General features: G+C 37.6%; 29 protein-coding genes and 2 pseudogenes. 12 read left to right on the top strand and 19 right to left on the bottom strand.

Annotation, left to right across the window (positions count from 1 at the left end):
- The first annotated feature begins 92 nt into the window (after window positions 1-92).
- Both ACIQXV_RS27280 and ACIQXV_RS27275 read left to right on the top strand, forming a co-directional pair.
- Window positions 93-1,214: an NADH-dependent flavin oxidoreductase gene (locus ACIQXV_RS27280; protein WP_402964779.1), complete on the top strand. Its 1,122-nt coding sequence runs from the start codon at window positions 93-95 to the stop codon at window positions 1,212-1,214.
- Window positions 1,215-1,377: 163 nt separating this feature from the next.
- Entirely contained in the window at window positions 1,378-2,172 is a 795-nt protein-coding gene (locus tag ACIQXV_RS27275) for an SDR family NAD(P)-dependent oxidoreductase (RefSeq protein WP_402964777.1), read from the top strand.
- Window positions 2,173-2,551: 379 nt separating this feature from the next.
- Here the strand turns inward: ACIQXV_RS27275 and ACIQXV_RS27270 are convergent, their stop codons facing one another.
- On the bottom strand, window positions 2,552-2,752 hold the full coding sequence (locus tag ACIQXV_RS27270; protein WP_402964774.1) for a diguanylate cyclase domain-containing protein: 201 nt from the start codon (window positions 2,750-2,752) through the stop codon (window positions 2,552-2,554).
- A 337-nt stretch (window positions 2,753-3,089) separates the two neighbouring features.
- Here ACIQXV_RS27270 and ACIQXV_RS27265 point away from each other — a divergent pair, with 337 nt between their 5' ends.
- Complete coding sequence (locus ACIQXV_RS27265) at window positions 3,090-3,362, top strand: hypothetical protein (protein WP_402964771.1); 273 nt, start codon at window positions 3,090-3,092, stop codon at window positions 3,360-3,362.
- Between the two features lie 94 nt (window positions 3,363-3,456).
- Here the strand turns inward: ACIQXV_RS27265 and ACIQXV_RS27260 are convergent, their stop codons facing one another.
- Window positions 3,457-3,981, bottom strand: coding sequence for a type 1 glutamine amidotransferase domain-containing protein (locus ACIQXV_RS27260; RefSeq protein ID WP_402964769.1), 525 nt, complete (start codon window positions 3,979-3,981; stop codon window positions 3,457-3,459).
- 450 nt (window positions 3,982-4,431) lie between these two features.
- Here ACIQXV_RS27260 and ACIQXV_RS27255 point away from each other — a divergent pair, with 450 nt between their 5' ends.
- The 3 genes from ACIQXV_RS27255 to ACIQXV_RS27245 are packed head-to-tail and all read left to right on the top strand — an operon-like array spanning window position 4,432 to window position 5,876.
- Complete coding sequence (locus ACIQXV_RS27255; RefSeq protein ID WP_402964766.1) at window positions 4,432-4,878, top strand: hypothetical protein; 447 nt, start codon at window positions 4,432-4,434, stop codon at window positions 4,876-4,878.
- Window positions 4,879-4,880: 2 nt separating this feature from the next.
- On the top strand, window positions 4,881-5,105 hold the full coding sequence (locus ACIQXV_RS27250; protein WP_402964764.1) for a helix-turn-helix transcriptional regulator: 225 nt from the start codon (window positions 4,881-4,883) through the stop codon (window positions 5,103-5,105).
- Between the two features lie 45 nt (window positions 5,106-5,150).
- Entirely contained in the window at window positions 5,151-5,876 is a 726-nt protein-coding gene (locus ACIQXV_RS27245) for a DUF4386 domain-containing protein (protein WP_402964761.1), read from the top strand.
- Window positions 5,877-5,999: 123 nt separating this feature from the next.
- Here the strand turns inward: ACIQXV_RS27245 and ACIQXV_RS27240 are convergent.
- Window positions 6,000-6,263: pseudogene (locus ACIQXV_RS27240) on the bottom strand (TerD family protein); the annotation flags it as partial.
- On the opposite strand from ACIQXV_RS27240, the gene ACIQXV_RS27235 reads away from it, so the two are divergent.
- On the top strand, window positions 6,203-6,769 hold the full coding sequence (locus tag ACIQXV_RS27235; protein ID WP_402964759.1) for a nucleotidyltransferase domain-containing protein: 567 nt from the start codon (window positions 6,203-6,205) through the stop codon (window positions 6,767-6,769). The pseudogene ACIQXV_RS27240 and the gene ACIQXV_RS27235 sit on opposite strands and share 61 nt — an antisense overlap.
- Before the next feature lie 244 nt (window positions 6,770-7,013).
- On the opposite strand, the gene ACIQXV_RS27230 is transcribed toward ACIQXV_RS27235, so the two are convergent.
- From ACIQXV_RS27230 to yeiL, 6 genes are all read right to left on the bottom strand, one after another.
- Window positions 7,014-8,195 carry a NupC/NupG family nucleoside CNT transporter gene (locus tag ACIQXV_RS27230; RefSeq protein WP_402964756.1) on the bottom strand — a complete coding sequence of 394 codons (1,182 nt, stop codon included), beginning with the start codon at window positions 8,193-8,195 and terminating at the stop codon, window positions 7,014-7,016.
- Between the two features lie 69 nt (window positions 8,196-8,264).
- Complete coding sequence (locus tag ACIQXV_RS27225) at window positions 8,265-9,560, bottom strand: purine/pyrimidine permease (protein WP_402964753.1); 1,296 nt, start codon at window positions 9,558-9,560, stop codon at window positions 8,265-8,267.
- 49 nt (window positions 9,561-9,609) lie between these two features.
- The gene (gene deoD, locus ACIQXV_RS27220) at window positions 9,610-10,314 is read right to left on the bottom strand and encodes a purine-nucleoside phosphorylase (RefSeq protein ID WP_402964751.1); all 705 of its coding nucleotides are present in this window, start codon (window positions 10,312-10,314) and stop codon (window positions 9,610-9,612) included.
- Window positions 10,315-10,515: 201 nt separating this feature from the next.
- Window positions 10,516-11,952 carry an AcpB/EbpR/MafR family transcriptional regulator gene (locus ACIQXV_RS27215; RefSeq protein WP_402964748.1) on the bottom strand — a complete coding sequence of 479 codons (1,437 nt, stop codon included), beginning with the start codon at window positions 11,950-11,952 and terminating at the stop codon, window positions 10,516-10,518.
- A 219-nt stretch (window positions 11,953-12,171) separates the two neighbouring features.
- A complete protein-coding gene (locus ACIQXV_RS27210) occupies window positions 12,172-13,404 on the bottom strand; it encodes an MFS transporter (RefSeq protein ID WP_402964745.1) in 1,233 nt (410 codons plus the stop codon).
- A gap of 99 nt (window positions 13,405-13,503) precedes the next feature.
- Window positions 13,504-14,175 carry a transcriptional regulator YeiL gene (gene yeiL, locus ACIQXV_RS27205; RefSeq protein ID WP_402964743.1) on the bottom strand — a complete coding sequence of 224 codons (672 nt, stop codon included), beginning with the start codon at window positions 14,173-14,175 and terminating at the stop codon, window positions 13,504-13,506.
- Window positions 14,176-14,255: 80 nt separating this feature from the next.
- Here yeiL and ACIQXV_RS27200 point away from each other — a divergent pair, with 80 nt between their 5' ends.
- Window positions 14,256-15,482, top strand: a complete 1,227-nt coding sequence (locus ACIQXV_RS27200; protein WP_402964740.1) for an MFS transporter — start codon at window positions 14,256-14,258, stop codon at window positions 15,480-15,482.
- Between the two features lie 543 nt (window positions 15,483-16,025).
- Here the strand turns inward: ACIQXV_RS27200 and ACIQXV_RS27195 are convergent.
- From ACIQXV_RS27195 to ACIQXV_RS27180, 4 genes are all read right to left on the bottom strand, one after another.
- Window positions 16,026-16,415 carry an SHOCT-like domain-containing protein gene (locus ACIQXV_RS27195; protein WP_402964737.1) on the bottom strand — a complete coding sequence of 130 codons (390 nt, stop codon included), beginning with the start codon at window positions 16,413-16,415 and terminating at the stop codon, window positions 16,026-16,028.
- Entirely contained in the window at window positions 16,416-16,787 is a 372-nt protein-coding gene (locus ACIQXV_RS27190; protein WP_402964735.1) for a DUF2089 domain-containing protein, read from the bottom strand.
- A gap of 324 nt (window positions 16,788-17,111) precedes the next feature.
- Complete coding sequence (locus ACIQXV_RS27185; RefSeq protein WP_402964732.1) at window positions 17,112-18,281, bottom strand: uracil-xanthine permease family protein; 1,170 nt, start codon at window positions 18,279-18,281, stop codon at window positions 17,112-17,114.
- Window positions 18,282-18,547: 266 nt separating this feature from the next.
- Window positions 18,548-18,973 carry a DUF1801 domain-containing protein gene (locus ACIQXV_RS27180; RefSeq protein WP_402964729.1) on the bottom strand — a complete coding sequence of 142 codons (426 nt, stop codon included), beginning with the start codon at window positions 18,971-18,973 and terminating at the stop codon, window positions 18,548-18,550.
- Window positions 18,974-19,185: 212 nt separating this feature from the next.
- Here ACIQXV_RS27180 and ACIQXV_RS27175 point away from each other — a divergent pair, with 212 nt between their 5' ends.
- Entirely contained in the window at window positions 19,186-19,626 is a 441-nt protein-coding gene (locus ACIQXV_RS27175; protein ID WP_402964727.1) for a YtoQ family protein, read from the top strand.
- Between the two features lie 228 nt (window positions 19,627-19,854).
- Here ACIQXV_RS27175 and ACIQXV_RS27170 read toward each other — a convergent pair whose 3' ends face one another.
- The 3 genes from ACIQXV_RS27170 to ACIQXV_RS27160 all read right to left on the bottom strand — a co-directional run bounded on the left by ACIQXV_RS27170 (window position 19,855) and on the right by ACIQXV_RS27160 (window position 20,903).
- Window positions 19,855-20,046 carry a hypothetical protein gene (locus ACIQXV_RS27170; protein WP_402964724.1) on the bottom strand — a complete coding sequence of 64 codons (192 nt, stop codon included), beginning with the start codon at window positions 20,044-20,046 and terminating at the stop codon, window positions 19,855-19,857.
- A gap of 207 nt (window positions 20,047-20,253) precedes the next feature.
- Window positions 20,254-20,475: a YdbC family protein gene (locus ACIQXV_RS27165; RefSeq protein WP_402964721.1), complete on the bottom strand. Its 222-nt coding sequence runs from the start codon at window positions 20,473-20,475 to the stop codon at window positions 20,254-20,256.
- A 224-nt stretch (window positions 20,476-20,699) separates the two neighbouring features.
- Entirely contained in the window at window positions 20,700-20,903 is a 204-nt protein-coding gene (locus ACIQXV_RS27160; RefSeq protein WP_402964715.1) for a hypothetical protein, read from the bottom strand.
- 286 nt (window positions 20,904-21,189) lie between these two features.
- Here ACIQXV_RS27160 and ACIQXV_RS27155 point away from each other — a divergent pair, with 286 nt between their 5' ends.
- The 3 genes from ACIQXV_RS27155 (at window position 21,190) to ACIQXV_RS27145 (ending at window position 23,264) form a co-directional block, all read left to right on the top strand.
- Window positions 21,190-21,774: a fibronectin type III domain-containing protein gene (locus ACIQXV_RS27155; protein WP_402964713.1), complete on the top strand. Its 585-nt coding sequence runs from the start codon at window positions 21,190-21,192 to the stop codon at window positions 21,772-21,774.
- Between the two features lie 476 nt (window positions 21,775-22,250).
- Window positions 22,251-22,427: an SE1832 family protein gene (locus ACIQXV_RS27150; protein ID WP_402964710.1), complete on the top strand. Its 177-nt coding sequence runs from the start codon at window positions 22,251-22,253 to the stop codon at window positions 22,425-22,427.
- Between the two features lie 324 nt (window positions 22,428-22,751).
- Entirely contained in the window at window positions 22,752-23,264 is a 513-nt protein-coding gene (locus ACIQXV_RS27145) for a hydantoinase/oxoprolinase family protein (RefSeq protein ID WP_402964852.1), read from the top strand.
- Window positions 23,265-24,631: 1,367 nt separating this feature from the next.
- On the opposite strand, the gene ACIQXV_RS27140 is transcribed toward ACIQXV_RS27145, so the two are convergent.
- From ACIQXV_RS27140 to ACIQXV_RS27130, 3 genes and pseudogenes are all read right to left on the bottom strand, one after another.
- Complete coding sequence (locus tag ACIQXV_RS27140; protein ID WP_402964849.1) at window positions 24,632-24,886, bottom strand: hypothetical protein; 255 nt, start codon at window positions 24,884-24,886, stop codon at window positions 24,632-24,634.
- A gap of 409 nt (window positions 24,887-25,295) precedes the next feature.
- A complete protein-coding gene (locus tag ACIQXV_RS27135) occupies window positions 25,296-26,390 on the bottom strand; it encodes a zinc-dependent alcohol dehydrogenase (RefSeq protein ID WP_402964707.1) in 1,095 nt (364 codons plus the stop codon).
- 183 nt (window positions 26,391-26,573) lie between these two features.
- Window positions 26,574-26,905: pseudogene (locus ACIQXV_RS27130) on the bottom strand (aromatic ring-hydroxylating dioxygenase subunit alpha); the annotation flags it as partial.

The raw sequence follows: 26,905 nt of genomic DNA, 5'->3' as shown, positions 1-26,905 counted from the left end.
TTGCCTGTCAAAGAAATTTTTGTAGTCTATGTTATCCATTTGCTAAATAGCAAAACCCTTTAACAAACTTGAGTAAACAAAAGGAGAAAAAAATGAAGCAAAAATATGAAGCTGCTTTTAAACCATTTACCTTCCGTTCTGGAGTTGAAATAAAGAACCGTATTACAATGGCACCCATGACCAATACGGCGGCACATGAAAATGGTGAAGTATCAGACGAAGAAGTTGCGTATTATCAAGAACGTGCCGGTGGTGTAGGAGCGGTAATCACCGCATGCACATACGTCACCAGGAATGGAAAAGGATTCCCGGGTGAATTTGGTGCAGATTCCGATTCCCTAATCCCTAGTTTAAGACGCGTGGCGACAGCTATACAGGAAAAAGATTCAAAGGCGATTTTACAAATTTTTCACGGTGGCAGAATGTGCCCGCCTGAAGAATTGCTCGAACGTCAACCAATTGCTCCGAGTGCGGTAGCAGCGGAACGGGGCGATGCCGTGGTACCTCGGGAAATGACAGCAGACGAAATCGATGAAATTATTAAAGCATTTGGTGAAGCAACCAGAAGAGCAATCGAAGCTGGGTATGATGGAGTTGAAATCCATGGTGCCAATACGTATTTGATTCAGCAATTCTTTTCTCCACACTCAAATCGCAGAACTGACAAGTGGGGTGGAACGCTGGAAAAACGTATGTCCTTCCCGCTTGCTGTAGTTGACGCTGTTAAAAAAGCAGTTTCAGACCATGCAACAAAACCTTTTATCATCGGCTATCGGTTATCGCCTGAAGAAAGAGAGAATCCTGGCATCACCATGGAAGACACGTTGCAATTAGTGGACAAGTTAGCGGACCAGGACCTGGATTATCTCCATATTTCTGTCGGCGGCTTTTGGAACGGATCAATCCGTGATGATAACGGTCAGACATCCCGAGTTGTTATGATCCACGAACGTGTCGGCGATCGTGTTCCTGTGATGGGTGTTGGGATGCTGCGGACACCCGATGAAGTGATGAAAGCATTTGAAACAGGTGTACCTTTAATCGCTTTAGGGAGAGAATTGATAATGGAACCTCAGTGGGTACAAAAAGTACAAGCCGGTGAAGAAGACAAAATCCGTACAACCTTATCTAAAAAAGATCAAAAAGAACTGGCTATTTCTGATAAAATGTGGGAGTACTATACTGGCATCCCTGGCTGGCTTCCTATTGTATAAGGAGTTCACTTATCTCATTCCATCTCTGCTTCCTTGAATTGTTCTACAAAAAATGGGAATCGTGATGATAATTGTCCTTGCTCAGCAAGTATAAGAATATACCTTATACTAAACAAGACGGAACATTTTAAAGGGAAACCACCTTAGTGGTTTCCCTCCTTTATTGAGTATTAGAGCAGAAAATCCGGCACTCGTGACAGGCGGCAGTAAAGGTATTGGAAAAGCAATTGCCGTCGCGTTTGCCAAGGAAGGCACCAATGTTGTAATTTGTGGCCGTGGTGAAGAAGCATTAAAAGAAGCAGCAGCGGAAATTGAAATGCTGGGAGGCAATGTGCTTGCCGTTCAGGCTGATTTAACGAAACAATCTGATGTGGAACATCTGGTCTCCTCTGCAATCGACCGCTTCAAATCAATCGATATACTCGTAAATAATGCAGGAATAGCCAATGGATTTGATGATTTTGAAGCATTGGATATAGAGGCCTGGCAGCATATATTTGATGTAAATGTATTTGGGACTGTCCGCGTAACCAAAGCAGTTATCCCTTTTATGAAAAAAGCCGGATTTGGACGCATCATTAATATTTCATCGGAATCAGGGCTTCAGCCTGATTCGTTTATGCCTCATTATAATGCTTCAAAGGCAGCAATTATCAATTTTTCAAAGAGCTTATCAAAGGCGTATGCCACACAGGGAATTCTGGCGAATACTGTGTCACCAGCATTTATCATGACACCAATGCTGGAAAATCTATTAAAAGATAATGCGAAGCAACTGAATATAACCTATGAAGCTACTCAACAATTTTTAAAGGAAAACCGTCCACATGTCGAAGTAAAACGGCCTGGAACAGTTGATGAAGCAGCGTCTGCTGTTGTTTATCTAGCTTCTGAACAGGCTTACTTTATTAATGGTGTAAACCTTCGGGTAGATGGCGGTTCGGTTGCGAGTAAATAAATTAAGCTAATTCTTAAGAAAAAAACTTAAAGAACAAAAGGCGCAAGCGCCCTGGTTAGCCCCGACAAGCGCTGGCCGGCTAAAACCGCCATGTCCTGTGGCATCGCCGGCACTAACACATCCTGTGTGTCGAAGGGCCTGGCGGTGAAGTCGTTCTTTGACTTCAGTGACAGGACCGAAGCGACCTGGAGCTGCGACAATCATCAGCTAAAGCTCATGATTGTCGCAAGATACTCGAAGAAGTTATTTCGGGGATGAAAACTGGCTGGGCGCTGGAGCTAGATTCCGCTAAACTTGTTGTGAGTTATCAACAAGGTAGAAATCTATAATTTCCTAAACGATAAAAAAGGCTATCTTTTATCGATAGCCGCTTTTTTGTTTAGATTACACATACCTGATTCCGCCCGTTTTCTTTAGAGATGTATAAAGCTTTATCAGCCCGAGATAGTAAAGAATGCTTCGTGTCACCCTTTTTATATTCTGTAACACCAAAACTGCATGTGATTTTTCTTTGAATAGTCCTAGGGATAATTAGTAAAAATGCTTGGAGTTTGCCGTTACTTATGATACGGTTCACCATACCATATACTAATTTCGAAGATTGATTATTTCTTTTACCAGTTTACTAAAAGATATAGGATTCTTAATTATATTAGGATGTACTATCAGTAGAGTATACTATGGAACCAATGATTTATTTAGGGAATTAGGAGGGCTACAAACTGGGGTTGGATGGGGAATATTCTTTGAAGGGATCATTGCCGGGGGCAATATTTTTCGGTTTCTCAGAAATAATTAAACTACTACAAAGCATTACTAATCAATCCATTAAAATTCAGATATTAACTAACCAACTTAATGATCAAACAAGATGAGTCGGTAATGAAGTACCCCCAATTCAAACTTCAATTACTTCAATGGAAGAAAGCTTTCAAAATAATATACCAGGAGTCATTTCCCAGCAACAAAAATCTGTAAACGAAAAGGTTCAAGAGCAAATTGAAAATTTTTATAGCAGACAAGGTATCATAGTCTATTACATAAAAGGAACCCCTATTGACGATATTTATTTTGTCAAGACAAAGTCTGGCCAAGAATTTGTTGAGTTAAATGGCGGGCTGACTCCAAAAGTTCTAACAAATGATAGAATTTCCAACTCTCCAATCTTACAATATTATTTAAAAGGATAATATTTAGGTCCTGAATAATAATCGTATAAAAATGCCTGCCCCCCTAGTGTATTAAAGCTTTAAAACACTGGGGGCAGGTACACTGGCCTCTTATCTACTTCTGTTCTAAAACACGAATAAATTCCCTCATATAATCAGGAAGATCCGGCGGACGGCGGCTTGATACGAGGTGACCATCTGTGACTACAGGCTCGTCATACCAAATTGCTCCTGCATTTTCCATATCATCCCGAATCCCGGGTGTACTTGTTACTTTTTTTCCTTTAAGAATCTTTGCAGAAATGAGCACCCAGCCGGCATGACAAATTTGGCCAATTACCTTTTCACTTGAATTCATTTCCTGTATAAGAGAAAGCACTTCTGGAAAACGGCGGATTTTATCCGGAGCCCATCCCCCTGGGACTAAAATTGCATCATAATCATCAACTTTAACATCGCCATAAGCGTAATCCGATTGGGCAGGTACTCCATATTTCCCCTTATATTCTTTGCCGGCCTCTTCTCCTGCAAGATGGACGACGGCGCCTTCTTCGCGAAGTCTGTAAATCGGATACCAAAGCTCTAAGTCTTCAAAATCATGATGCAACAGGCTGATAACTTTCTTTCCTTGTAATTTCATGTCATCTATTCCCTTCTGAATTCATTAGCATTAATAATCTGATTATGCTTGCTCCCTATCACTGATGGATCAAAATGAATGATCTAAATTTCTTTCACTTAAATGAACAAGTGCTAAAGCAAGTTGTGGTTGAACAATCAGTATCTAAAAGTATATCATTCAACCTGATTATTTTCCCCTTATACGCCAATGATACAGGTACTATTGGCAACCCATCTGCATTTGAACTTTCAATGGTAAGGTTCACCGTTATGTATCTAAATGAGGCATTTTTTATATTTAAATATTCATGACAATTATCAAGTTGAGTCAACACAAGGTCGGAAAACTGCCTAATAGGAGTATCCGGCCTATTTTATGTAAAATATACAATTCCATGTATACTTCACTTTACAATATGAATATAATACATTACAAAATGTAAATGTGATTATACAGGAGGTGTAAAACATGACCTATCAAGAAAAGAAAAGTATCGTATCATTGATTAGCACCATAGTTATTTTCGTATCTTATTGCTTGTACATGTACCCTCAGTACCCTGAAGAGGGTATAGAGTCGATTGAAACCTTGCGCTATTGGGGATCCTTCGTCCTCATCTTGACACTAGTTTCAATAGTTGCTCACATCATTATCAGCATTATTTTTAACATTGTCTTTAGAATTACGACGAGAGAAAAGGAACCCAGATTTGCGGATGAACTGGATAAATTGATTGAGTTGAAAGCGTTCCGAAATTCTTTTTTTGTGTTTATCCTAGGCTTTCTTGTTGCAATGGGATCGTTGATCATTTATCAGCCGTTACTGGTGATGTTCATAATCCTGATCATTTCAGGATTCATTTCCGATGTGACCGGCTCCATTACGAAATTTTATCACTATCGGAGAGGAGTGTAAGAGTGGGAAAAAGTCTTGTCGGCAATCATATTCGAAAATTACGATTCAACCATGATGAAATGACCCAGCAGCAGTTGGCTGACAAGGTGGGAGTAACAAGACAAACGATTGTGGCTCTCGAAAAGGGAAACTACTCCCCATCTCTAGAACTGGCTTTTAGAATTGCTCATGCCTTTAACTTACCTTTGGAAGAGGTATTCTTTTATGGGGACTACACCAAGTTGTAGGAAATAGCTTTACCGGTTATGAATTTATTAAAAGGCGGAGATAAAATGAATTCAAACAAAAAAGCGGCAAAAATTGTGGGAGTACTATTTATACTTGCAGCCGTAACGGCAATAATAGGTCTAATATTGTACGATCCCATCCTAAACGGTCCCGATTACCTGATTAAAGGTAATGAGCATGCCAATCAAGTGATATTGGGAGCGATTATGGAGTTAATTCTTGTCGTTTCAGCGGTTGGTACAGCGACGACAATGTTTCCATTTTTAAGAAAGTATAATGAAACGATAGCTCTTTGGCATGTTTGCTTCAGGTTTCTTGAAGCAATTGTCATTACATTTGGTATAATCAGCATACTGTCCCTATTGACCTTAAGCCGGGAGTATGTAGCAGGAGGATCTCCAGATATCGCCTTTTATCAAGCCTCAGGAACTTTATTAAAAGCAATACATGGATGGACATTTTTGATTGGCCCCAATTTAATGCTCGGTATCAATACCATGATGTACAGTTATATATTTTATAAATCGAAGCTCGTACCTAGTTTTATCCCCATCTTAGGTATGACAGGGGCAACTCTAGTTTTTATTTGTGCCTTTTTAGTCATGTTCGGGCTTATTCAACAAGTTTCTATTTTCGGTGGTCTATTGGCCCTACCTGTAGCAGCTAATGAAATGATTTTAGCAGTATGGCTCATCGTTAAAGGATTCAATGAATCTTCAATAGATTCTCTGTCTGCAAAAAGGAAAGTGTCGAGAAATTTGCATTTCTAGCACCTCTCACATTCTTAAACATTTGAAAACCATACTACTTTTAATCTAGGGTCAGGCACCTATATTCATTATTTCAGCATTTAAAAGGAGAGAAAATTTCTCTCCTTTTAGAATCCTATAATCAAAATATATATCATAGTCCTCATCATTTTTAAATTCGATGGGGCCTACGTCCATTTTGAATGTCCCGTCTGGAAATAATAGTGGGGATGCCTCTGAATGGTCTTTGGAATATCGTTCGACATGAGCTACCTTCATTGCACCTTGATGGATGAAATCAATCTGGGCAATCGCTACCCAGTAGGCATTGTCATTACGCTCAAGAAGTGGAGCAATCACGACATTCCCCATCTGATTATCAACAACGGCTTTTGCCTTCATCGAATAATCCAATCGGTATTGGATCAAAACGGGATGTCATTGAATTACCGATAAATGACTTGCTTGATATTACAGGCTGGGTATTGACTAAATCCTTACGATTATTTAGAAAGTCCAATCCCCCAGTAATGGAATGTCTTCGTTCAGAAATCGTCTACTATCAAGCTTATTCAACGATTGAGCAGTTGCAAGAACTAAGCAAAAGCATTTTCGCTCCCAACTCCTGTTTACATCACTATCTTAATATGGCAGCCAATAATTTCAGAGAATATTTGCAAGGGGAAGAAGTGAAAATAAAAAAATATTTTTACGTACTTAGGACCGTTTTAGCGGCAGGATGGATTGAGAAATATAATGAGTTTCCCCCATTAGAATTTTCAACATTAGAGAATCATTTAGTTCCAGAGGGTCCACTAAAGAATGAAATAAACACTCTATTAAAAAGGAAATTGGATGGAGAAGAACTGGATAAAGAACCTAAAATCCAAGTAAATCAATCAATTTCTACATGAGGAAATTGAACGTCTACGAAAATATGCTAACACACTAAATAATGGTATACCCAACTTTACACCACAACTAGATTTACTATTCAGGCATACTCCTGAAGAGGTATGGAACTGAAACAGTGAAGTTCAGAGAATTTCCACTTGAGAAAATTCTTGTTATCCGGATGGTGCCTGACCCCCACTGCGTTAATGCTTTATTGCAATGGGAGCCAGGCATCAATTTTGCATAATCCTTGTTTAAAATATATTAAAATACAATGCCGATGATTATTGCGGATAGAACGCTTACAAGAGTAGCACCATATAATAATTTCAATCCGAAACGGGCAACCACGTTACCTTGCTTTTCATTTAATCCTTTGACCGCACCCACGATTGTACCAATAGATCCAAAGTTAGCAAATGAAATGAGAAAAACTGATACAATGGCTGTTGTACGATCACTTAAACTTTCTTTTATCTTAACAAAGTCAAGCATGGCAACAAATTCATTCGATACAAGTTTTGTCGCCATGATACTACCAGCTTTAACAGCTTCATGCCATGGTACACCCATAAGAAAAGCAATTGGTGCAAAGACATACCCTAAAATCCCTTGGAAAGAGATGCCGAATATACCGCTAAAGAGTCCGTTAATTAAAGCAATTAATCCAACAAAACCAACTAGCATTACCCCAACTACTATAGCTACTTTAAAACCATCCATAATATATTCGCCCAGCATTTCAAAAAATGTTTGTTTTTCTTCATCCTGAACTTCAACAATATCTTCTTTCGGTTTAACTTCATACGGATTAATGATAGAGGCAACGATAAAACCGCCAAATAAGTTTAATAATAAGGCTGCTACTACATACCTAGGTTCTAGCATGGTCATATAGGAACCAACAATTGACATGGATACAGTCGACATCGCTGACGCACACAATGTGTATAAGCGATTTTTAGGCAATAAACCTAGTTGATTTTTTACGGAAATAAACACTTCATTTTGCCCTACAATTGCTGCTGCAACCGCGTTATAAGATTCTAATTTTCCCATTCCATTTACTTTGCTTAGTACTAAACCAATATACCTTATAATAAAAGGCAATATTTTATAATGTTGTAAAATCCCTATTATTGCTGACATAAAAACAATTGGCATCAACACAAAAAGGAAAAATGTATGCGCCCCTTCGTTGGCAATCCCACCAAAGACAAAATTAGTCCCTTCGTTGGCATATCCAAGCAATTTTGCAAAACTGTCCGCAAAACCTTTGATTAAAAATTCCCCTACACTCGTTTTTAGTAAAAGCAATCCTAACACAATTTGAATAACAATCATGGTAATGATCGGACGATATTTGATCTTTTTCTTATCATTACTCGCAAGCCATGCCAGCAAGAGGACAATAACCAGACCAGCAACAGACATTATATAATGCATTTTTATATTCCTCCAAAGTGTTGGTTATAAAGCTTGTTCCATTTTTCCTGTTTTATACGCCTTCACTGTTTAGTGACTATGCTTAGTCCCATGCCTTGCTTTCCCTATTAATCCTTGTTCTAGAATAATAGCTAAAAGACTTCCACAAATTAACCCGTTATTTAAAATAGCTACCACGATCGGAGATAAATGAATGGTGGCTGATGAAGGGATAAACATTAAACCAACGCCAACCAACAAAGACACGCCGCTAACAATAGAAGTTCGTTCTTCATGAATAACGCTTTTTAATTCTTTCAAAGATAATCCAACCATCTTCACAAAAATAACGAATGTGACAGCATACCCTATAGGAGCTGGAATCGCTGCTATTATATTCATAATCGGTGGAAGCAATGAGGTACCGATCACTAAGCTACAGCCAATTACATACGATTTGCGCTCCCTCATACCTGTTTGTTCAACAAATCCTGCTGCGCCTGAAATAGGTACTGAGCCAATCGCCCCTATGCAACCGCAAATCAATTGATTAATCCCGGAAGTGAATCCTGCACGCAAATAACGATTATTATCAATGGAGGCCTCTTGTTTCATAACGGACTCCATCAAACGAATAGATGCTATTGCATTGGTTATTAATAACAGTGTTAATAAACACGCAGTGGTGATGGTTCCAACATCAAAATGTGGTCTACCGAATGGGAAGACCTTCGGTAGTTTAACTAGCGTATCCGCCTGTGGAATCGCCGGCATATTACCGAAAATAATAAATAATAACCAACCTATAAATATACTAATTATGACTGAAAACCTTTGCAGTAAAATAAACCGGCTATTTCCAAAACAAAAGGTAATGCAAATCAAGATCACACTAAGTAAAAATACTTTACCATCAAACATAGTGTGGCTTGATGTAATTCCCATCATCCCTTTCATGAAAGAACCACTTAATTGTAAAATCAATAATAGTAAATAGATAAACGTTACAGTTGGCGTAAAAAGACGAGCAATTTTATCCATCAGCTTAAATAGTGAAAGTAAGATAAATAAAACGCCGCTAATGATCATTCCTCCACATAAAGCTTGTAAAGCTACAATATGGGAAGTATATAATACTCCGACTAAACTTGCGTAAATGGTAAAAATGCTCCACCATAAACCTGCTGGACCCTCATGAATAGGTAATTTATGACCAATCAGCCCTTGTAAAAAGCCTGCTATCCCTAACGTAATCATTGTGCTCTGGATGAGTCCAGCAGTTTCCACTGGCGTTAAGTTATATAAATCTGCGATAGCAATTGGTGCAGCAATTGCACCGGCGATCATAAAAATCATCCACTGCAATCCAGACAGAATCATTCTCATTTCTTTCCCACTTTCTTTCCCTACCTATTCACTTTTACATATAAATTAGTCATAGAATGATTGTATTAAGGGCTATTTCTACCATTTCGTAAAAGGATTGCTCACTTTCTTTATGCGTTAAGCGTTCATTTGTTAATAACTGACTCCCTACTGTCAAAATGGATAATGCTTTTACACCATATTTGGCAGCTAACGTATAAAGGGCTGTGCTTTCCATTTCTACCGCTAATACACCGAAATCCATAAATTTATGAAGTCTATCTAATGTTTCACGGTAAAATTCATCTGAATTATAAATGTTGCCTACATAGACATTTGCTTTTTTACTTTGTGCTTGCTGGTATGCTTTCATTAACAATGAAAAATCTGCCGTTGGTGCATAATTACACCCATAAAAAATCTTCTCTGTCAGATTGCTATCTGAGGAAACCGCTTGGGCTAATATAATATCACGGATTTTAAGCTCTTTTTGCATAGCACCACATGTCCCAATGCGAATCAATTTTTTCGCCCCATAATCGTTTATCAATTCAGTCGCATAAATGCTCATCGATGGATTTCCCATCCCAGTCCCTTGAACGGAAACCTGCACACCTTTGTATAATCCAGTGTACCCATACATCCCTCTTACCTCGTTATAACAATAGGCCTCATCTAAAAAATGCTCTGCCACAAATTTTGCACGCAAAGGATCCCCTGGAAGCAAAACAAGTTCTGCTATGTCCCCTTTCTTTGCTCCTAAATGCACACTCATATCTTTTCCTCCTTATCATTCTAACGCCAAACTTAAGTTAACTAGGGAAACCGTTTCCACTTTTCACTAAAAAGGGGTTTACCCCAGCAATTCCAAAATAAAAAAGTAGCTTTTCTAAGAAGCTACTTTGAGGATACGTTTTTTCATACTTACAAACTAGACCAAAATCTTACGTAGAGAACAGAAGAAAATGGACCAAAATTACAACAGCAATTCTTTACGAATATTATCTAAATCTCTTTTAGATGGAATCGTAGAAATAATAACAACGGGCACTGTCTTTAATGCAACGGGGAAGTTACTGATGACGAAATCAATATTATGTTGCTGCACAATTTCATCAGTCAGCCCTTTCATGATTGAAGTATTAATGGTCAACTGGTCCCCAATTTCCTTTTTTATTAAATTCGCTATGTAATGACGGATGGAAAATTCTTCTCCGATCACTAAGAAAGCTTTTTTACTTTTATAACGTAAGCTAGAACTAACTAATAGTGTTAATTTTGTTAAATGAACGTCATTATACAATACAGAAGGGTAAGCTGTATTCCACTTTTGCATACAAGTTTGCAATTCTTGATTAATCTGCTGACACTCTTTTTGAACATATGTAGTTAAATTACTTTTTGAAATCAACAGCAATTCAGGAATGGCATTATCGATTAATAGCTTGTCAAAGAACTCATATATTTCCATAATAAATCGCTCATTCATATCAATATTGGGATAAACCTCGACCAATAACGTTAAAAACTGATTAACCATTTGATATGATTCTTTATTATTACGAAGTTCAACTTCTTTCATCGATTCCGTTTCTGATCCATCATAATAATTATATTGGCTAAGACTAAACATTGATTGCATAAAGAATATTTCGCCTTTCGGTAATTCAATGGATGCCATTTGTTCAAGCCTTTTTGCAAAATTTGTCACTGGTAAATAAAAAACACCTTGTTCCCAAGGATAAAATTGTTCAGTAATTTTTATAAACTTTCCTTTCATCACTCTATCTAAAACAATAGCAACTAAAAAAGATAATCTTCTTTTGGAATTGATAAAATAAACAATTTTTTTCTCATTCTCTATATCTGTAATTAACTGATTTATAAAAGTATAATTAATTTCCGCAAAGGGCCATCCCGTAAATTCATATGCATCGCAATATAACTTCCAATAAAAATATCGAATATTTAATTCATTCCCTTTTATTGTAGGTGAGGAATAAGTAATGCGTAAGTTATACTGTTTCAAATCATTATTATTTAATTGTACAATCAGTTTTTTCAAAGAGGAGGAACTCATAAACATTGCTTCAGCAAGTTCTTCTACTGAGAATCGACCAAAATGAGTAAACAATAAATTCATCAGCCGAAAAAAAACAGTTTGTCTGAACATAATAGAAATGACCTCATTCACAGTTTTGCTTCGCCTATCACGGTGAAGAAAGATTCCCTTCCCTCTAGAAACTTCAATTGTTATCGCAGGTGGTAATTGCTTGCTAATCTCCTCAACCATCTTACGTATTGTTTTATCTGAGATCCCTAATTCTTTTTCAATTTCGGCTAAGGTAAACCATCTTTGTTCAGTATCAATCAAAGTTAATAGTTGGCTAGCTAATTTAAATTCCTTATCCACTTTCTCACCCTTTTTCTACTGATTATTTCAATTTGGAAAAATACTCTTGAAATGTAAGTATAATGTGAATGTCTAGAGTATATTCAAGAGCTAATAATCTAAAGTTTCATCTTGAAAAAGGTGCCTGACCCCCATTAAGTTAAAGCGTTAAAGGATCGGGGTCAGACACTTGTTTCAGAGGGATGGGGCATTGTTTTTTCGCTCCGCATTCTGACGCTTCTACTTAATCATAATCACCCCCACCAAGCCAATCACCGAGAAGATCACTGGGGTAATAAAACCGTAGAAGTATCCGTGACTTAGACTGCCAGAAGCAATCTGAAAATAATCCAATACTTTTCCGAAAATACTTGGCAGCAAGACGGCGCTTAGGAATCCACCCGTATTCGCAAACCCAGAAGCAAGGCCCGATTCGATGATGGGGAAAGACTGACGAACTGCAGCAAACGTTAAGGCATTTGCTCCATATGCAAGGCCAATCACAAAGAAGAGCATCGTCAGCAAGAGGAATGGCGGATGCCCTTTAAAAAAGAGAAAGGTTGACCAGCTCAGGAATAGAAGGATATGCACCATCACATAAGGTCGTTTGATCCTGTCTAACCGGCTTGAAATCCAACTGGATAGCGGCGCACCGATAAGCGCACCGATCAGACCAAGCAAAATGAGCTGACTCGCATTTGAACGTGTCATTCCGTACAAATTCATCCCATAGGGCACTGCCCATGAACCGATAAATCCTACGTATGTTCCGACAATCCCAAAGTGACAAAAAAATAAAGCCCATGCCTGTCGATTCGAAAAGATTCTTCGCAGTACAACCAGCGTCTTATCCTGCTGTCCCTCTTTTTTTAAAACGAACGGTTCGGTAGGAAAGAGCTGCTTTGGCTTTTTCAAAAGGACAACAAAAAGGAGAATCCCACATAGGCATAGGAGCAATCCCGCAGAAAAAAACGCTGCCCTCCAACCAAGGAAGTCAATCCACAAGGAGAAAGGAACAGTCGCCAAAAGGAAGCCAAGACTTCCTGTCATTGCTGCCAGTCCAATCAACCGGACAAATTCCTTTACCTTAAACCATTGGCTCAAAATTAACACCATATTGACCCAAATCGTTGCATCCCCGGTTCCTGTCAGGATTCTGGCCAAAAACAGGACATATTCATGCGTACCCAAACTATAAATGATGGTACCTAACCCTGTAAGGAGCGCCCCTACGATGAGGAATAAATTAGGACCAAATCGATCTGCCAACATGCCCATCGGAATTTGTAAACCCGTGTAGACAAAAAATTGGATACTCGTCAGTAGCCCAATCGTTGAGGCGGTTACATGAAACTCCCTCATCACCTCGTCTATAATCAATCCCGGAGCGGTTCGCTGGCTCGCCATTAATAAATACGTAAACATCACCGACGCAAAGACAACCCATCTAAAGCTGCTATTTTGTTTGTCCACTGATTTCTACCCCTGTTAGCTTTTACTCTTATATATATGGGCTTTCACTTACAGTAGAAACCTATTAAAAAAGAAAGGGAGTCATCTCTCCCTCTGAAGTCATTCATTCATCAACACCCTGGCAAGTTCATTTAGTTCGTTGGACTGTAAGATGCGATAGTGACGTCCTTCCTTTTGCAAATAGCCTTTATCGCAAAATTGTGCAAAGACATATAATAGGTGGCGATAGGAGACGCCTAAAAAATCACAAACGGTGACGTGTTTCTCCTTATAGACCTCTCCATCTGCTGTTTGCAAAATAAAATCGGCAAGCCGATTTTCTAGTGGGAAGGAGAGACTATGTGTATATTTTTCCGCCATTTGTGTGGATTTTACACTTAAGAACTTCGCAAGTTCACGGAGAAATGCAGCGTCTTCGAGCATTTTAGCGCGGCAGCGATGAAAAGGAATCGCAAAGCAAACGGTTTTGGTAGAAGCTTGAATACCTTTTGTATAATAGATTGGATTTAACAATTCCATTTCCCCGAAAAAATCTTCTTCCTTGATAAAATTAATTAAGCTGACCTTTCCATTTTGATGCGTCACATAAATTTTTGCTTTTCCTTCAATGACATAAAATAAGAAATCCGGACGCATGTTTTCTTGAATGATCCATTCATCCCGTTTATATTCATGTACTTCTATAAACTTTTCAATCGGAAAAGAGAATAAATTTCCAATCGAATATTGCTCCAAATAGCGCTGTCTTTTCTCATTTTTGTAAATTTCCATTAATCTCCTCCAAAATATGAGATATCTCATATTATTGTACGTTTCTCCATGATATGATGCAAACATTGGAGGAAGATAGAATGAATTCACAACGATGGATGAACAGACAATTTTTTAGTTTTTTTATCACCTGGGGTGTTTTTCTGCCATATTGGACAGGGTGGATGATTCATACAAAAGGAATGACGGTTTCACAAGCTAGTTTGATTATGAGTCTGGGGCTGGTTGTTCGCGGCCTTTCTACATTATTTGTATTTCCTTATTTATCAGGGAAATTTAGCAGTAGAACCTTATTAAACGGGATGGCAATCGGCACTCTACTATCTCTTCTATGCAGTTTTCCAGCGAACTCTTATACGAGTTTATTAGTAGTCACTTTACTGTTGAATTTCTTTTATCCGAGCTTGATGCCGGCATTGGATAGTGCAGCAAGTGTCCTTATACAAAAAAGGCAATTAAGAGATTACGGGAAGAGCCGCTCGTGGGGGTCCATTGGCTTTGTCGTATCCGGGATGATATTAACGGTCTTTACTGGAACGCTTGGGGATAAAGTAATCTTATGGGCATTGTTACTTGGCATATTGGTATACATCGCTCTTAGTGTCTTGCCTGCCCCTGCTGTATTAATGGAAAAACCATCAGCCACTAAAATGAAAAAAGGCGGGATGATGCAATTATTTCGCATCAAACACTTCGGCCTCGTGCTGATAATTGTGATTTTATTGCAAGCAGCACACGCATCCTATTACAGCTATGGCTATATTTTTTTACAAGAAATCCATGCACCCAAATATTTAATTGGCATGATTCTTAACATAGCTGTGCTTGTAGAAATCATTTTCTTCTTAATCGCTGATCGGACCTTTCACAAATTTTCTGTAGGATCCTTGCTAGCGCTCGCAGCAATTGGATCAACAATAAGATGGGGCCTCATATTTCTCTTTCCAACTATTTTTGTTTTCTGTATCGCGCAAACCTTGCATGCCTTCTCATTTGCGATGGGACATTATGCCTTTATGAAGTACTTAACCAAGCATATTCCACAAGTACAGATTCCGAATGCACAAGGGATTTATTCAGCACTGGCACTAAGCTGGAGCACAGCAGTGTTTACGTTCTTCGGCGGATATTTATATGAAATCGAGCCAAGATACGCCTTTATCGGCATGATCATTTGTACCATCCCATCGATGCTGCTTGCGATTTTCTATCGGAAATTGGCTGCAAAGGTGCCTGACCCAAATGATCATAGGGAAGATTCTTGTGAGCGAGTGATCCATGAACACAGTCCCCTTAGAGCTGAATAAAATAAAGCTGAGCTCCAAACCTAGCCTGCCACCACGTGAGAAATATCAAATATTGCCTATATGTTTATAAGCCAGTTCGAATGAAATTGAACTGGCATTGTTTTATTTATGATAAGGTAGCAATAATATACCCATCCTTATCCAATACGGCTATTTGATCTAGTAGTGAATCAAAAACCTCTAGAGTAAAAGGTTTCATAATATCATGTTGGAAAAGGATGCCTGGCACTTTCCATTAAAAAAAAGCATTATCCAATTTTGAATAATGCCTCACAACTTTACTTCAACTTCGGTGCCATCCTGTAATTTAGTATCCACTAATACTAAGCCCTTGTACTTGGATAGGCTTTGTAACAGTGGTTTCAAGTCATTTCTGTCTAATTGAGGGAAGATAAATTTACTTCCATTCTTTTCGATAGCCTTATTAATAAATCGATTTACTCTTTTTGAAGTAATAATAAAACTGGACATATTTAATAATGAATAAGGAACTGGAACGGAGAATTTTTTATCTTTTACTTTTATCCTGACTTTTAGCATAAGCTATTCAATCACCACAAAAACCTTATCACCATTAGCTGAAGTTACATCTACAATTTGACCGTCTAATTCGTTTTCAATTGCCGCGATTAAAAGATCCACATTGATATCCTTCACATATTTTTCAGCCTCTGGAATTTTTTCAGCGATACTCGTACCAACCTTTAAAACAGCCTTTATAAGATTAATAGGCAAATTCACATTGACATTGTCACCTTTTTCGGAGGTAACACGAATTTTCAACATTTTGCTCCCATAGGCGATTTCTTTTTTTAATTGAACTGGCTCTAGTTGGTCCTTGCCCTGCAGGATATTGATCAAATCGTTTGCTTTTTCCTTATCGATTTTTCCTTCCTCGACCAATGTTAACACTCTTGAAATTTCCTCTTTCATTTATAATTCCCCCTCTTTTAATAAATGAATGGCCTCTTCCGCTGTGATTTCTCCCTTTTCCAACATTGTAACTACCTTTTTCTTATCCACTTCAGTTTTCTTTTGCGTGGAATAGCCTAAAGCAGAAATAATATCATCTAATTTTCCTCTTACAGTCGGGTAGGATATCCCCAATTCTTTCTCCACTTCTTTGATATTTCCACGGCATTTCAGGAAAATTTCAATAAAATGAAGCTGTTCTTGACCTAGGGCTGCTAGCTTTGATAATTCAAACTCATTTTCCACTATCGTATGGCAATGGTTACACTGTAACTTCGTAATTTTCAATTGTTTGCTGCAAACAGGACAATTAGTAATTAATGGGTATGCCATCTTTTTCTCCCTTCCTTTAATTACCTTAATCATACAATATTTATTAATTAACTTAAACAATAAATTTAAATATTTTATAAAAATTGATTAAAAAATTAATTTATTAAATTTAATAATTAAATTATAGCTTATTTCACTAAACCTTCACAGACAAAGTCTCCATATTTCCTTTATTTTTTAAGAACACTGAGACTCGTAGTGAAGTGGCGTTTCTTATTTGTCCTTCTATAAGAATATAAAAATGGTTAACATTTCTGTGACCTAGTTGTTTACGGACAAATAAAAAACCATTCCGTTGAAACTGTTTGGAATGGCTTTTTCATTTTAACGTTCATTCTTTATCGTAAAATCGGGTATGAGCCAATAGATGAGCAATCCGGCAATGGTAGCGTAAGCGATACCATTATGGGCATATCCAACTCCGATGATGAAGATAATCGCGACGATGACCAAATTTTTCATATTAGCCAGACTCACTTTTTCTTCAATGAGGTGACGGATCCCCATTGCAGCGATCATACCAAACAACAGGATACATATGCCGCCCATCACTGCAACTGGAATGGATTGAATAACAGCTCCAACTTTAGCGAACAAGCCAAGAAGAATCGCAATAACAGCAGCGCCTTGAATAATCCTACTGGAAAACTGGCGTGTGATGGCTAGAACCCCGAGGTTTTCCGCGTAAGTTGTTTGTGCAGGTCCGCCGATGAAGCCGGAGATTAATGTTGCAATGCCATTCCCCCATAGGATGCTTGAAAATCCAGGATTCTTTGTCACATCTTTTCCTGTAATCTCATTTAGCACAAACATATGTCCAAGGTCTTCGATGATGGTAACCAGGGCTATCGGCGCCATTCCGAGGATCACAACCCAGGTGAATTCCGGCATGACAATATGCGGAAGAGCAAAAGTTGGTGCAGAGGCAATGGTATGAAAATCAACAAATCCACGCACCGCGGCATAAGCATACCCTACTGCAAGGCCGATGATGAGCGGAAAGAGGCGGATCATCTTTGTGCCTGCAAGCGTTGCGATGACCGCTGCCAGAAGGCTGACGATAGCGACATCCCAATGGGTCGAAGCCATGCTGGTCACCGCCGTGGTTGCCAGCGAAAGACCGATAATACTTACAACAGGGCCGACGACAACTGCAGGAATTACCTTGCGGACTTTTTCAAAACCGACAAAGGAAATGATCATAGATACAATGGCATAAACAATGGAAACGCTGATAAGACCTGCTACGGCTTGACCCGGTGATTGTAACTTTCCCACATATAACGCAAGTGGAGCAATAAAGGCAAAAGATGAACCAAGATACGTAGGAACCTTTCCACGTGTAATAAGATGGAAAATCAAGGTTCCTAAACCACTAGCAATAAGTGCACTTCCTGGATCAAGACCAGTTAGTGCCGGCACCAAAATTGTTGCACCAAACATCGCAAACAAATGCTGTAATGATAATGGTATAGCGCTTAAAAATTTTTTCAATCGTGTTTCCCCCCTTTAATAGTTCCTTCATTTATCATATATTACTTATATTTATTTTTAGAATGATTTTGAAAGGAATTTTCTAAATATTTCAACTTTTAAAATAAGGAAAAAATACCCATATTTCTATTATTCATCTATCCCAGATATTGCCCTTAAAGCTGTCTACTGTTGGATTGTCTTTAAAGGGGAGCCAGTATTGTTTGAAAACAATTCAAGTCACCAAAAAGCTGCAACCCTGGATGGGAAGCAGCTCTTTCTAATCATTAATCCCGTTCCGGATACATTTCTTTCAAAAACGTGACAGATTCCTCTATTAATGCCTTTAACACATCAACATCAATATCTGCTACTTTATTGATGTACACACATGCTTTTCCTGTTGTATGTTTCCCGAAATCCGCCAGCAATCTTTCCCTTTTCGTGTCACCAGGCGCAAAATATAAACTGATTTTTGCTTTACGAGGTGAAAAACCAACTAGCGGTGCATCCCCTTCATGCCCTGACTCATATTTATAATGATAGGAGCCGAATCCAATGATACTTGGGCCCCACATCTTTGCTTGATAACCTGTTGTTTCCACAAAGATATCTAATAACTTATAGGCATCTTCACGTTTTTTTAGACTATCAACTTTTTCAATAAATTCAATGACACTATTCTCGGTTTCTTTTGTTTTTAATTCGTACATTATTTGAACACTCCTTTTTACTTTTTTATAAAATAACTCTACACTCTCTCAAACCTATATCAATTAATGTTTTCTACGTTAAAAAAAGGGAAAAGGTTTCATTTTGCGATGATTTGCTCTTATTTACCCCAATGCAATAACCCTATTCCTTTGAAAATCTGATAAAATTTTATAGTATAGGGTGAGAACAAATTAATATTGGAGGGGTAATCATGGAATTAACTGTTTATTTAGCTGGTCAGATTCACGATACTTGGAGAGAGGACGTAACGAAAAAGGCAAAGGAAAAAAATCTTCCCTTAGTATTTGTCGCACCTCAAACAAACCATGAACGATCAGACAATATCGGCGAAGAAATTCTGGGGCAGCAGCCCGGAAATTTATATAAGGATGATGCAGCCTCTGATATAAACAATTTCAGAACACAGGTATTAATGGAGAAATCAGATATAGTCATTGCCCTATTTGGCGAAAAATATAAGCAATGGAATACAGCAATGGATGCCAGCACGGCATTTGCAATGAACAAACCTACTATAATCATCAGACCTGAATCATTAATTCATCCATTAAAAGAACTTACCAATAAAGCGAATGTAACTGTGGAAACGGTCGATCAAGCCTTGGATGTAATTAATTATATTTTCGAATAATTTTTTTGAGGTTGATCCGTAGCACATGATGATAGAAAAATGGGAAAAGGAGAAACACATGGAGGATTCTTTTTATCTATAAAAAGGAGAACGCCAAAATGATCAAGTTGAATTATGGATAAAGAGTATTATTATAAAAAAATAGAAGAGTTGAATAACAGAGGGAACGTTCTATTGTTTAAAGCTAAACAATAGAACGTTCCCATATTTCAAAAGCCTTAAGTGAGTCTACTTTTTGGGCTGGTCAAGTGCTTGATAGGCTAACTGGTATTTTCCCCCGTCAGCAACTTCTGAATGGTACAAAGCCTTGAGGGCATTGTTTTTTTCAAGGCCGTGTTCTGCCTTCAACTCTTTTAAGCGTGTATGCAATTCTTTATTATCCTTGATAAGCAGTTGCATTTGCGATTTTATATACTTCAAAATATTTAACTCCTTTCAGAACCCCAATCAGTTCCCCAAGTATATCATAAAGCAGCGGCAGCGGGATTATTCGAATCGATATAGTGCCTCCAATTCATCTTTCGTAATTCAAGCATCAGAAAATGAAAGGATAACACATGAAAAAATTGGTAGTTAATTGTAAGGGCCAACTTTAATATAAAAGTTAGCCTCTCAAATTCTTATTCATTACAACTCCAACCCATTCAGCAATTCCCTCAATGCCCTTAATTCCTCAACGTTCAACGTTACGCCCTTCCCCATCTTCTCATGATCCGGTGCCCAATCACGTAAATCATACTTAGGTTCTTTTCCGTTCCAACTGATCAGATTAAGTTCTTTGTTCCATCCTTTCGGGGACTGAGATATAGTCCCCACAGTGTCTTTTATTTCAAATTTGATTTCTGCCACTTTTTTTACCCTCCATTAAAAAACATATTCACTACTTGGATCCGCTACATTTTTTAGCCCCAAATCAATTAGAACAGTATTTCCAAACTAAAGCTGGTGACATACTAATGATTTTGCCACCAATCACTTCATAGCGAACCTCTTCCGGAGACTTAAGATAATCAGCAAAGGAGTAATTAGACTGTGGTTGATTTATACCCATTCCTTTCACCCTTTCTTCGCTTTTATTTAAACAGCTTTTTAATCAGTTTAAAAATATCAAACGTTGTTCGATTATAGACTTTATTATATGCATACTTCTTGGGATTTCTTAGCCAGTCATAACCCCTATGCATTTTTAATCCTGCACGATGGACAATCTGTCTCTTGATGCTCGTTCTCGCTGAAATTCTTCTCTTTAAACTTGGCTTTCTCATTCCGAATTTCATAATAGCATCTCCTTAGGATTCAATATGTACTCTAATTTCACCTGACATTAGTTTTGGGAGAAGGGTGTCATGAAGGTTACAAGTGATACATGAAACCATTGGGACGGTTCTGGTGGTCGCACTACTCTCATTAATAACCATGAAAACCTTCCCCGTGGAGAATATTTACAATATTTTTACATCAATCTTACATACTCTAAATAACCATCCACTAATATGAAAGTTGAAATAACTATTCTAAAGCAGGAGATGAAAAGGAATGAAAGGCAAAAAGATGTTTAGCGGCATGAGGTCTCGCACAATTCTATTGTCTGCTTTACTAATTGCTGTAGTCCCTACGATGAATGTCGTCCTTGCTGATTTAACCGCAACAAAGTATCCTGTTGCTAAGACGAACAAGCCTACAGCAGTTCCAGATAAGGTTATGCTGAACTGGAAAGGAAACACAGCTACAACCCAAGCGGTTACTTGGCGTACGGATAAAAGTGTCGTTACTCCACAAGCCCAGATCGCTGTTGCAGAAGATGGAACTGCATTCAAGGCTAAAGCAATAACTGTAAATGCCGAAAGTAGCAGCTTAGTTAAGTCCAACCAACCGTACACTTCTAAATTTCACACAGTAAATTTCGAAAATCTTCAACCAGATACCAAGTACATGTATCGAGTTGGGGACGGAGTGAACTGGAGTGAGTGGTTTGAGTTCACTACCGCCGCTGATAATGCAAAACCATTCGCATACGTATATGTTGGTGACGTGCAAAATGATAGTAAAGAACACTGGTCTCGAATCACCCGGAATGCATTCTCCGATCTTCCTGAAGCAGATTTCATTATCCATGCTGGAGATTCAATTAACCAAGGCGATGCCTAAAGATGTTATCAGGAATCTCCTTTCTAAAAACCTCTCTTTGCGATAAGTACTTTTTGATGTATTAAATCTTAAATCGACAGAAAATGATTCGTCTGTTCACCTATAGAAAACCCACCAGTAATATCGTCGTCTTCCTCAGATGGCATTACCTCTGCAAGCAGCTTATCTAACAATTCTTTTACATCATTACCCTTAGCTTTCTCTAAATTACCATTAGTGGGGGGATTGGCAATTTAAAACATACTTACGGTTGGAATGAACAGGGATATGAAGTAAGGTCAATAAGTTTTAAGCAAGATAGTCCAAAACAATATGATTAATTGGAAAAGTTAGAGAGATTTCCCTCTTGATTTCTTTCCCATATTTACGTCTCCCGATTTAATCTGTACATCTTAAGGTATTCCTGTACAGTTCTTTTGCTAGATTTTTATATGGTATAATCATTTTAACTTACAATAGGAAAAAGGGAGAAGGAAATGGATAAAAAAGAAATTGAATATAAAATCCGAGAATTAAAATTTGAATATGTTCGCCTGCAGAATGACTTAGAAAAATTGGAAAACGTAAAAGGAAATCTATCTCCTTTAGAAAAACAGTTAGCTGCCATCGAGGCTGAACTCCACTCGCTTAACGAAACTTTGCGAAAAAGTTAATCTAACCTATCAAAATGCTAGTCCTCTATACTTTTAGATGAAGTTGCCTGAACCCCAGTGTGTTAAAGCTTTAACGCTCCGGGGGTCAGGCACCCAAATATTAACGCATCGGGGATCAGGCACCAATGTTTGAACCCCATTAATTTTTCGGGGTTCCTATTGAAATGGCTGTATGTTAATTAAAGATGTTCATTTAACCATTCATGCAAGGTAAAAGCAAGTTCCTTTCGAACATTTGAATAAGCATGATCCGTATTAAAAACTTTACTTTGGAAGTGTTTAGCATCTAAAGGATTTCCGAGAGAATCGGCAGTAGCTGTTGATATTGGCGGGGTACGCACAAACTTCCGAATGCCAGATATTATCTCGATCGGTATCGGCGGGGGCAGCATCGTTCGCAATAAGAACGGGGTTATTTCCGTCGGACCTGATAGTGTCGGCTATAATATTACAAAAGAAAGCTTGGCGTTTGGAGGAACGACATTAACCGCAACTGATTGTTTAATTGCTTCAGGGATGGTTAAGATTGATCACCCAGAATGTGATCCATCGCGAGTGAGCAGTCTTGATCCAGCTGTTTGGAATGGAGCAATCGAGGTGATTCAAGAAAAGGTGTCTGAGGCCATCGATAAAATGAAAACAAATAAACAAGATGTTCCTGTTGTCCTTGTAGGCGGTGGAGCCATTTTGATTCAAGGTGATATAAAAGGGGCGAGTGAGGTTATTCTTCCTGAAAACTCTGGCTGTGCTAATGCTTTAGGAGCTGCGATTGCCCAAGTAAGTGGTGAAATTGATAAAATGTTTTCTTTCCCCATGAAAAAATCCCCTCCACAATAGACAGTACAACCCTTTCTTTTTACTGTCTACTATAAGGGGATAATTCAGAATACAGAAATCATCTTCTAAATGTAGCATAACCTTTTTAAAAATGTCCTTTACAACGGGTACAGTTTAGTTATTGATATATCCTTTTATTTTTGTCAAAATTAAAAAGCATTTCTCATTACAAAGAAAAGCTCTTACTTTAAGTGGTTAAATTTACAACTAGTTCAACAAAAAGTCTTTATCTTTTAAAAGATTAAGCAGAAACATATCAACCACTTCGCTCTCACTGTATTCTATATTCTGCATATGTTTATACGATAGCTCGTACACGTTCCGATACAATTTAGTCAACATTGTCAGCATTGTTGTTTTTCGGCTTAATAAACTTCAATAATCATCGTCCTCCACAATCTAAAAATGACCGCTCAATTAACACACCTTTTTAGCACACCTTTTCGAGGCTGTCTGCCGTCCATCAGATACTTGCTAATTAGTATGCTAATTGGTATGTTAATTTGATTGTTAAAACTGCAATAACCCTTTTATATCAATAAAAAAAGCAGTACCAATTCTGATGCGAATTGTACTGCTAATTGTTTTGTTTTTTTGAGTTTTATACTTCAAAACCGAACCCGTTACTTTTTACAGCCACTCTTTATGGAATTAATTACAATTTTTTACATTTATTTAATAATTAAAATGAATTTTTTGAAAATCTCTTTTCCATAATGAAAATGAACCAAGGAACCTAAAACCCCAAGAAACTTGGCAATCCCCCTCTAACCCATCCTTATGAAAAAGGATGGGTTTTTTCGTTTATTTTCTACCGCATTTGAACAAAAAGAACAAGACCATATTGAAGTAGTGTTCGATTGTTCTTATGGACGTAAAGCACCCGTTACTTCAATAAGAAAAAGCCGCCAAATGGCAGCTGGATCTTCAACTCATGCACCCGTTAGTTGAACAAGTTAATTGTTATTTTTTCTTATGAACGGTAAATCAGAAAAAGCTGAACCGAGTGATATAGCTAAAGGTAAAAATAAAACTTTATGAAAATTTATTTCTGATGTTTTTTTTAAGTAGTAATAAATTAAACCGAGACAACTAATGAGAACAAAACTAATAATGAATTTATATAATCTTTTCCTTATATCAACCCATTCTATTTTTCCTAAATTTAATATCGTTCCGATTATAAAAAAAAAAGAAATAAAACAAGAAAAATCACATAACCAAGTACAAATATAGTGGCAAATGAATTATTAATGTTCTTATATACGATAAATAATGTAATGATTAACCCGACAATACCTAATGTATACATTAGAATTGAAATTAGATTTTTCTTCATATAACCGCCTTAAATTCTTAAATGTCCTTCACAGTTTTGCGTATATTTTTAATTCCGAAAATGGAATTGAAAGTTTAGGACGCTTTAGAGGAAAAATCGACTTAATCTTATTGAACTTTTCCCTCGTTATATAGCTCTTTTGGCTTCTACTACTTAACATTCTTTTCCAATAACGTTCCGTAATTTTATAGATTTTTGTTATTGACCGAAGATTGCCAGCCATACCATAGTAATTGTAATGACCTCCAAGAATTTGATTTATCTTCTCAACTTGGTCTTTTATAGACCAATGTCTGATAGTACGAAGTACTTCTTGGATTTTATTTACACTTCGCTTAAAATCTGGTCTTCTCGGTTTTCCTACCTACCATGAAATTACCCTTACGGTTTTTTGTACAATAATGTGTAAAACCTAGGAAATAGATCGTTTCTAATTTCTTTCCTTTTTGCATGGCATGTTTACTAAATGAACTATAAATGCGTCCGTTTTATTCATGGTTAAACCATTTATTCTAATAAAAACCTCTAAGCTTTCGAATTTTGTTGCTGATTCGACGTAATTATTTTCCATAAATACGCAATAAATCTATTAACTTTTATACGATTAGAATTTTCCCTTTGTTGATTTAACAATGTAATTACTCACAAAAGCCCCCTCTGTCTAAAGGAGCTTTTGTGAGGTCGGTTATTATTTACTTCCATGGAGAGACGGTAACTAATAACCTAGAAGAGTCAATCTCTCCCGCTGCGGTTCTTAAAGCTAGATCAGTCTCACTTAATTTATAATTATGGGAATTCATGATACCGAGAGGAAATTTTCCCGATGAAATGAATTCTAACGCCATTTGCACCGATTTATAACTATGTCCACGAACTCCTTTAATAGTTAACGTTTTGTTGTAAATTATATCAAGATCAAATTCATTGAAACGTTGGTTTTTCAAAGCTCCTAATAACACTGTACCTCCTGTTTTTACCACTTCTAGTGATGAGATGACAGGGTCAGTCCCTCCACTAGTTACATCAATAACCAAATCAGCCATTTTTCCATTGGTTATTTCATAAACCTTTTCAATCAAATCCTCTGAACTCACATTAACCGTATAATCAGCACCTAGTTCTAGAGCCAACTTCAAGCGCTCAGCACTACTATTTCTTCCAGTAATAATTACCGTTTCAGCTCCGGCTGCTTTTGCTGCTAAAGCACATGCAAGTCCTTGCTGCCCTGGACCTTGAATAACAACGACATCCCCGGGTCCGACTTGCCCTATGATTCTCATCCATTCAAATCCATTTGATAAAGGCAATGTTAATGCCGCCTCAATGGCCGGAACATGAGAAGGAATTTTGTGGATTACGGCATTAGGATGCAGGTACATATATTGACTGAAACCACCATAAAGCGATGGTTCCATAGCAATTGGAGTAGCACCATATCTTATTCCATTAACTCTTGGATTCGTGTTGGAACATAAACGATATAAACCGGTCCGACAAAGTTCACATTGACCACAAGGGATATACTCCTCTATGACAATTCGATCGCCTTCTTTAACTCCCCAGCGCTTTGAGGCTAATTCACCAATTTTGTGTATATGACCAACTACATGGTGACCTAAAATCATGGGTTCTTTTAAATTATTATAATAAGAAACATCCGTTCCACAGACGCCTACAATTTCTGTTTTTAAAATACCTGTATCTTCCCCGATATCTGGTAAAAGAACTTCTTTGATTTCTGTATGTTTTGTATTGGTTGCTACCGCAGCTAACGCTTTTTCTCCCATTGAAAACCCTCCTGTATAAAAAAAGTAATTTTTGGCACTTATTACTTCACTACACAAGCATGTGGCGTGAAGTAACTTAATTTGAATCCCCTTGCTTAATTTTAGTGCCCACACAAACTAATCTTTCTAAAACATGTTTTAAAATCACGCATGAACCTATGGAGGTATTGAGTACCTCATCTATTAAACAGCCTCAAAGTCCTTTTCTCTTAATTCTAAAGCTTCCTTTGCTCCTTCTTGAAATGGCATACCCTTTGGAAGTAAAACGGAAGCAGAACGAATTCTGTGGCTACTAGGATCCAGAGCCGGCAACTTTTCTCCATTTTCTAAAGCCCTTACTGCTTTTAACAAACATTGTCTTGCTTTAATAATAGCTGTATCACTAGTTCCTAACTTTTCTTGAGATCGATCAACGATAGGTCCCGCACTGACTTGAACGGCATGATCTTCCATTCCTACCCCAAATATTCCCGCAAACGATTCGCCCCTTTTTTGCATTTCTCGATCAATAAGAT

This window comes from Neobacillus sp. NPDC097160 (genome assembly GCF_044762155.1).
In the GTDB taxonomy this organism is placed as follows: domain Bacteria; phylum Bacillota; class Bacilli; order Bacillales; family Cytobacillaceae; genus Neobacillus.
This window is presented reverse-complemented; position numbering and strand designations above follow the sequence as displayed.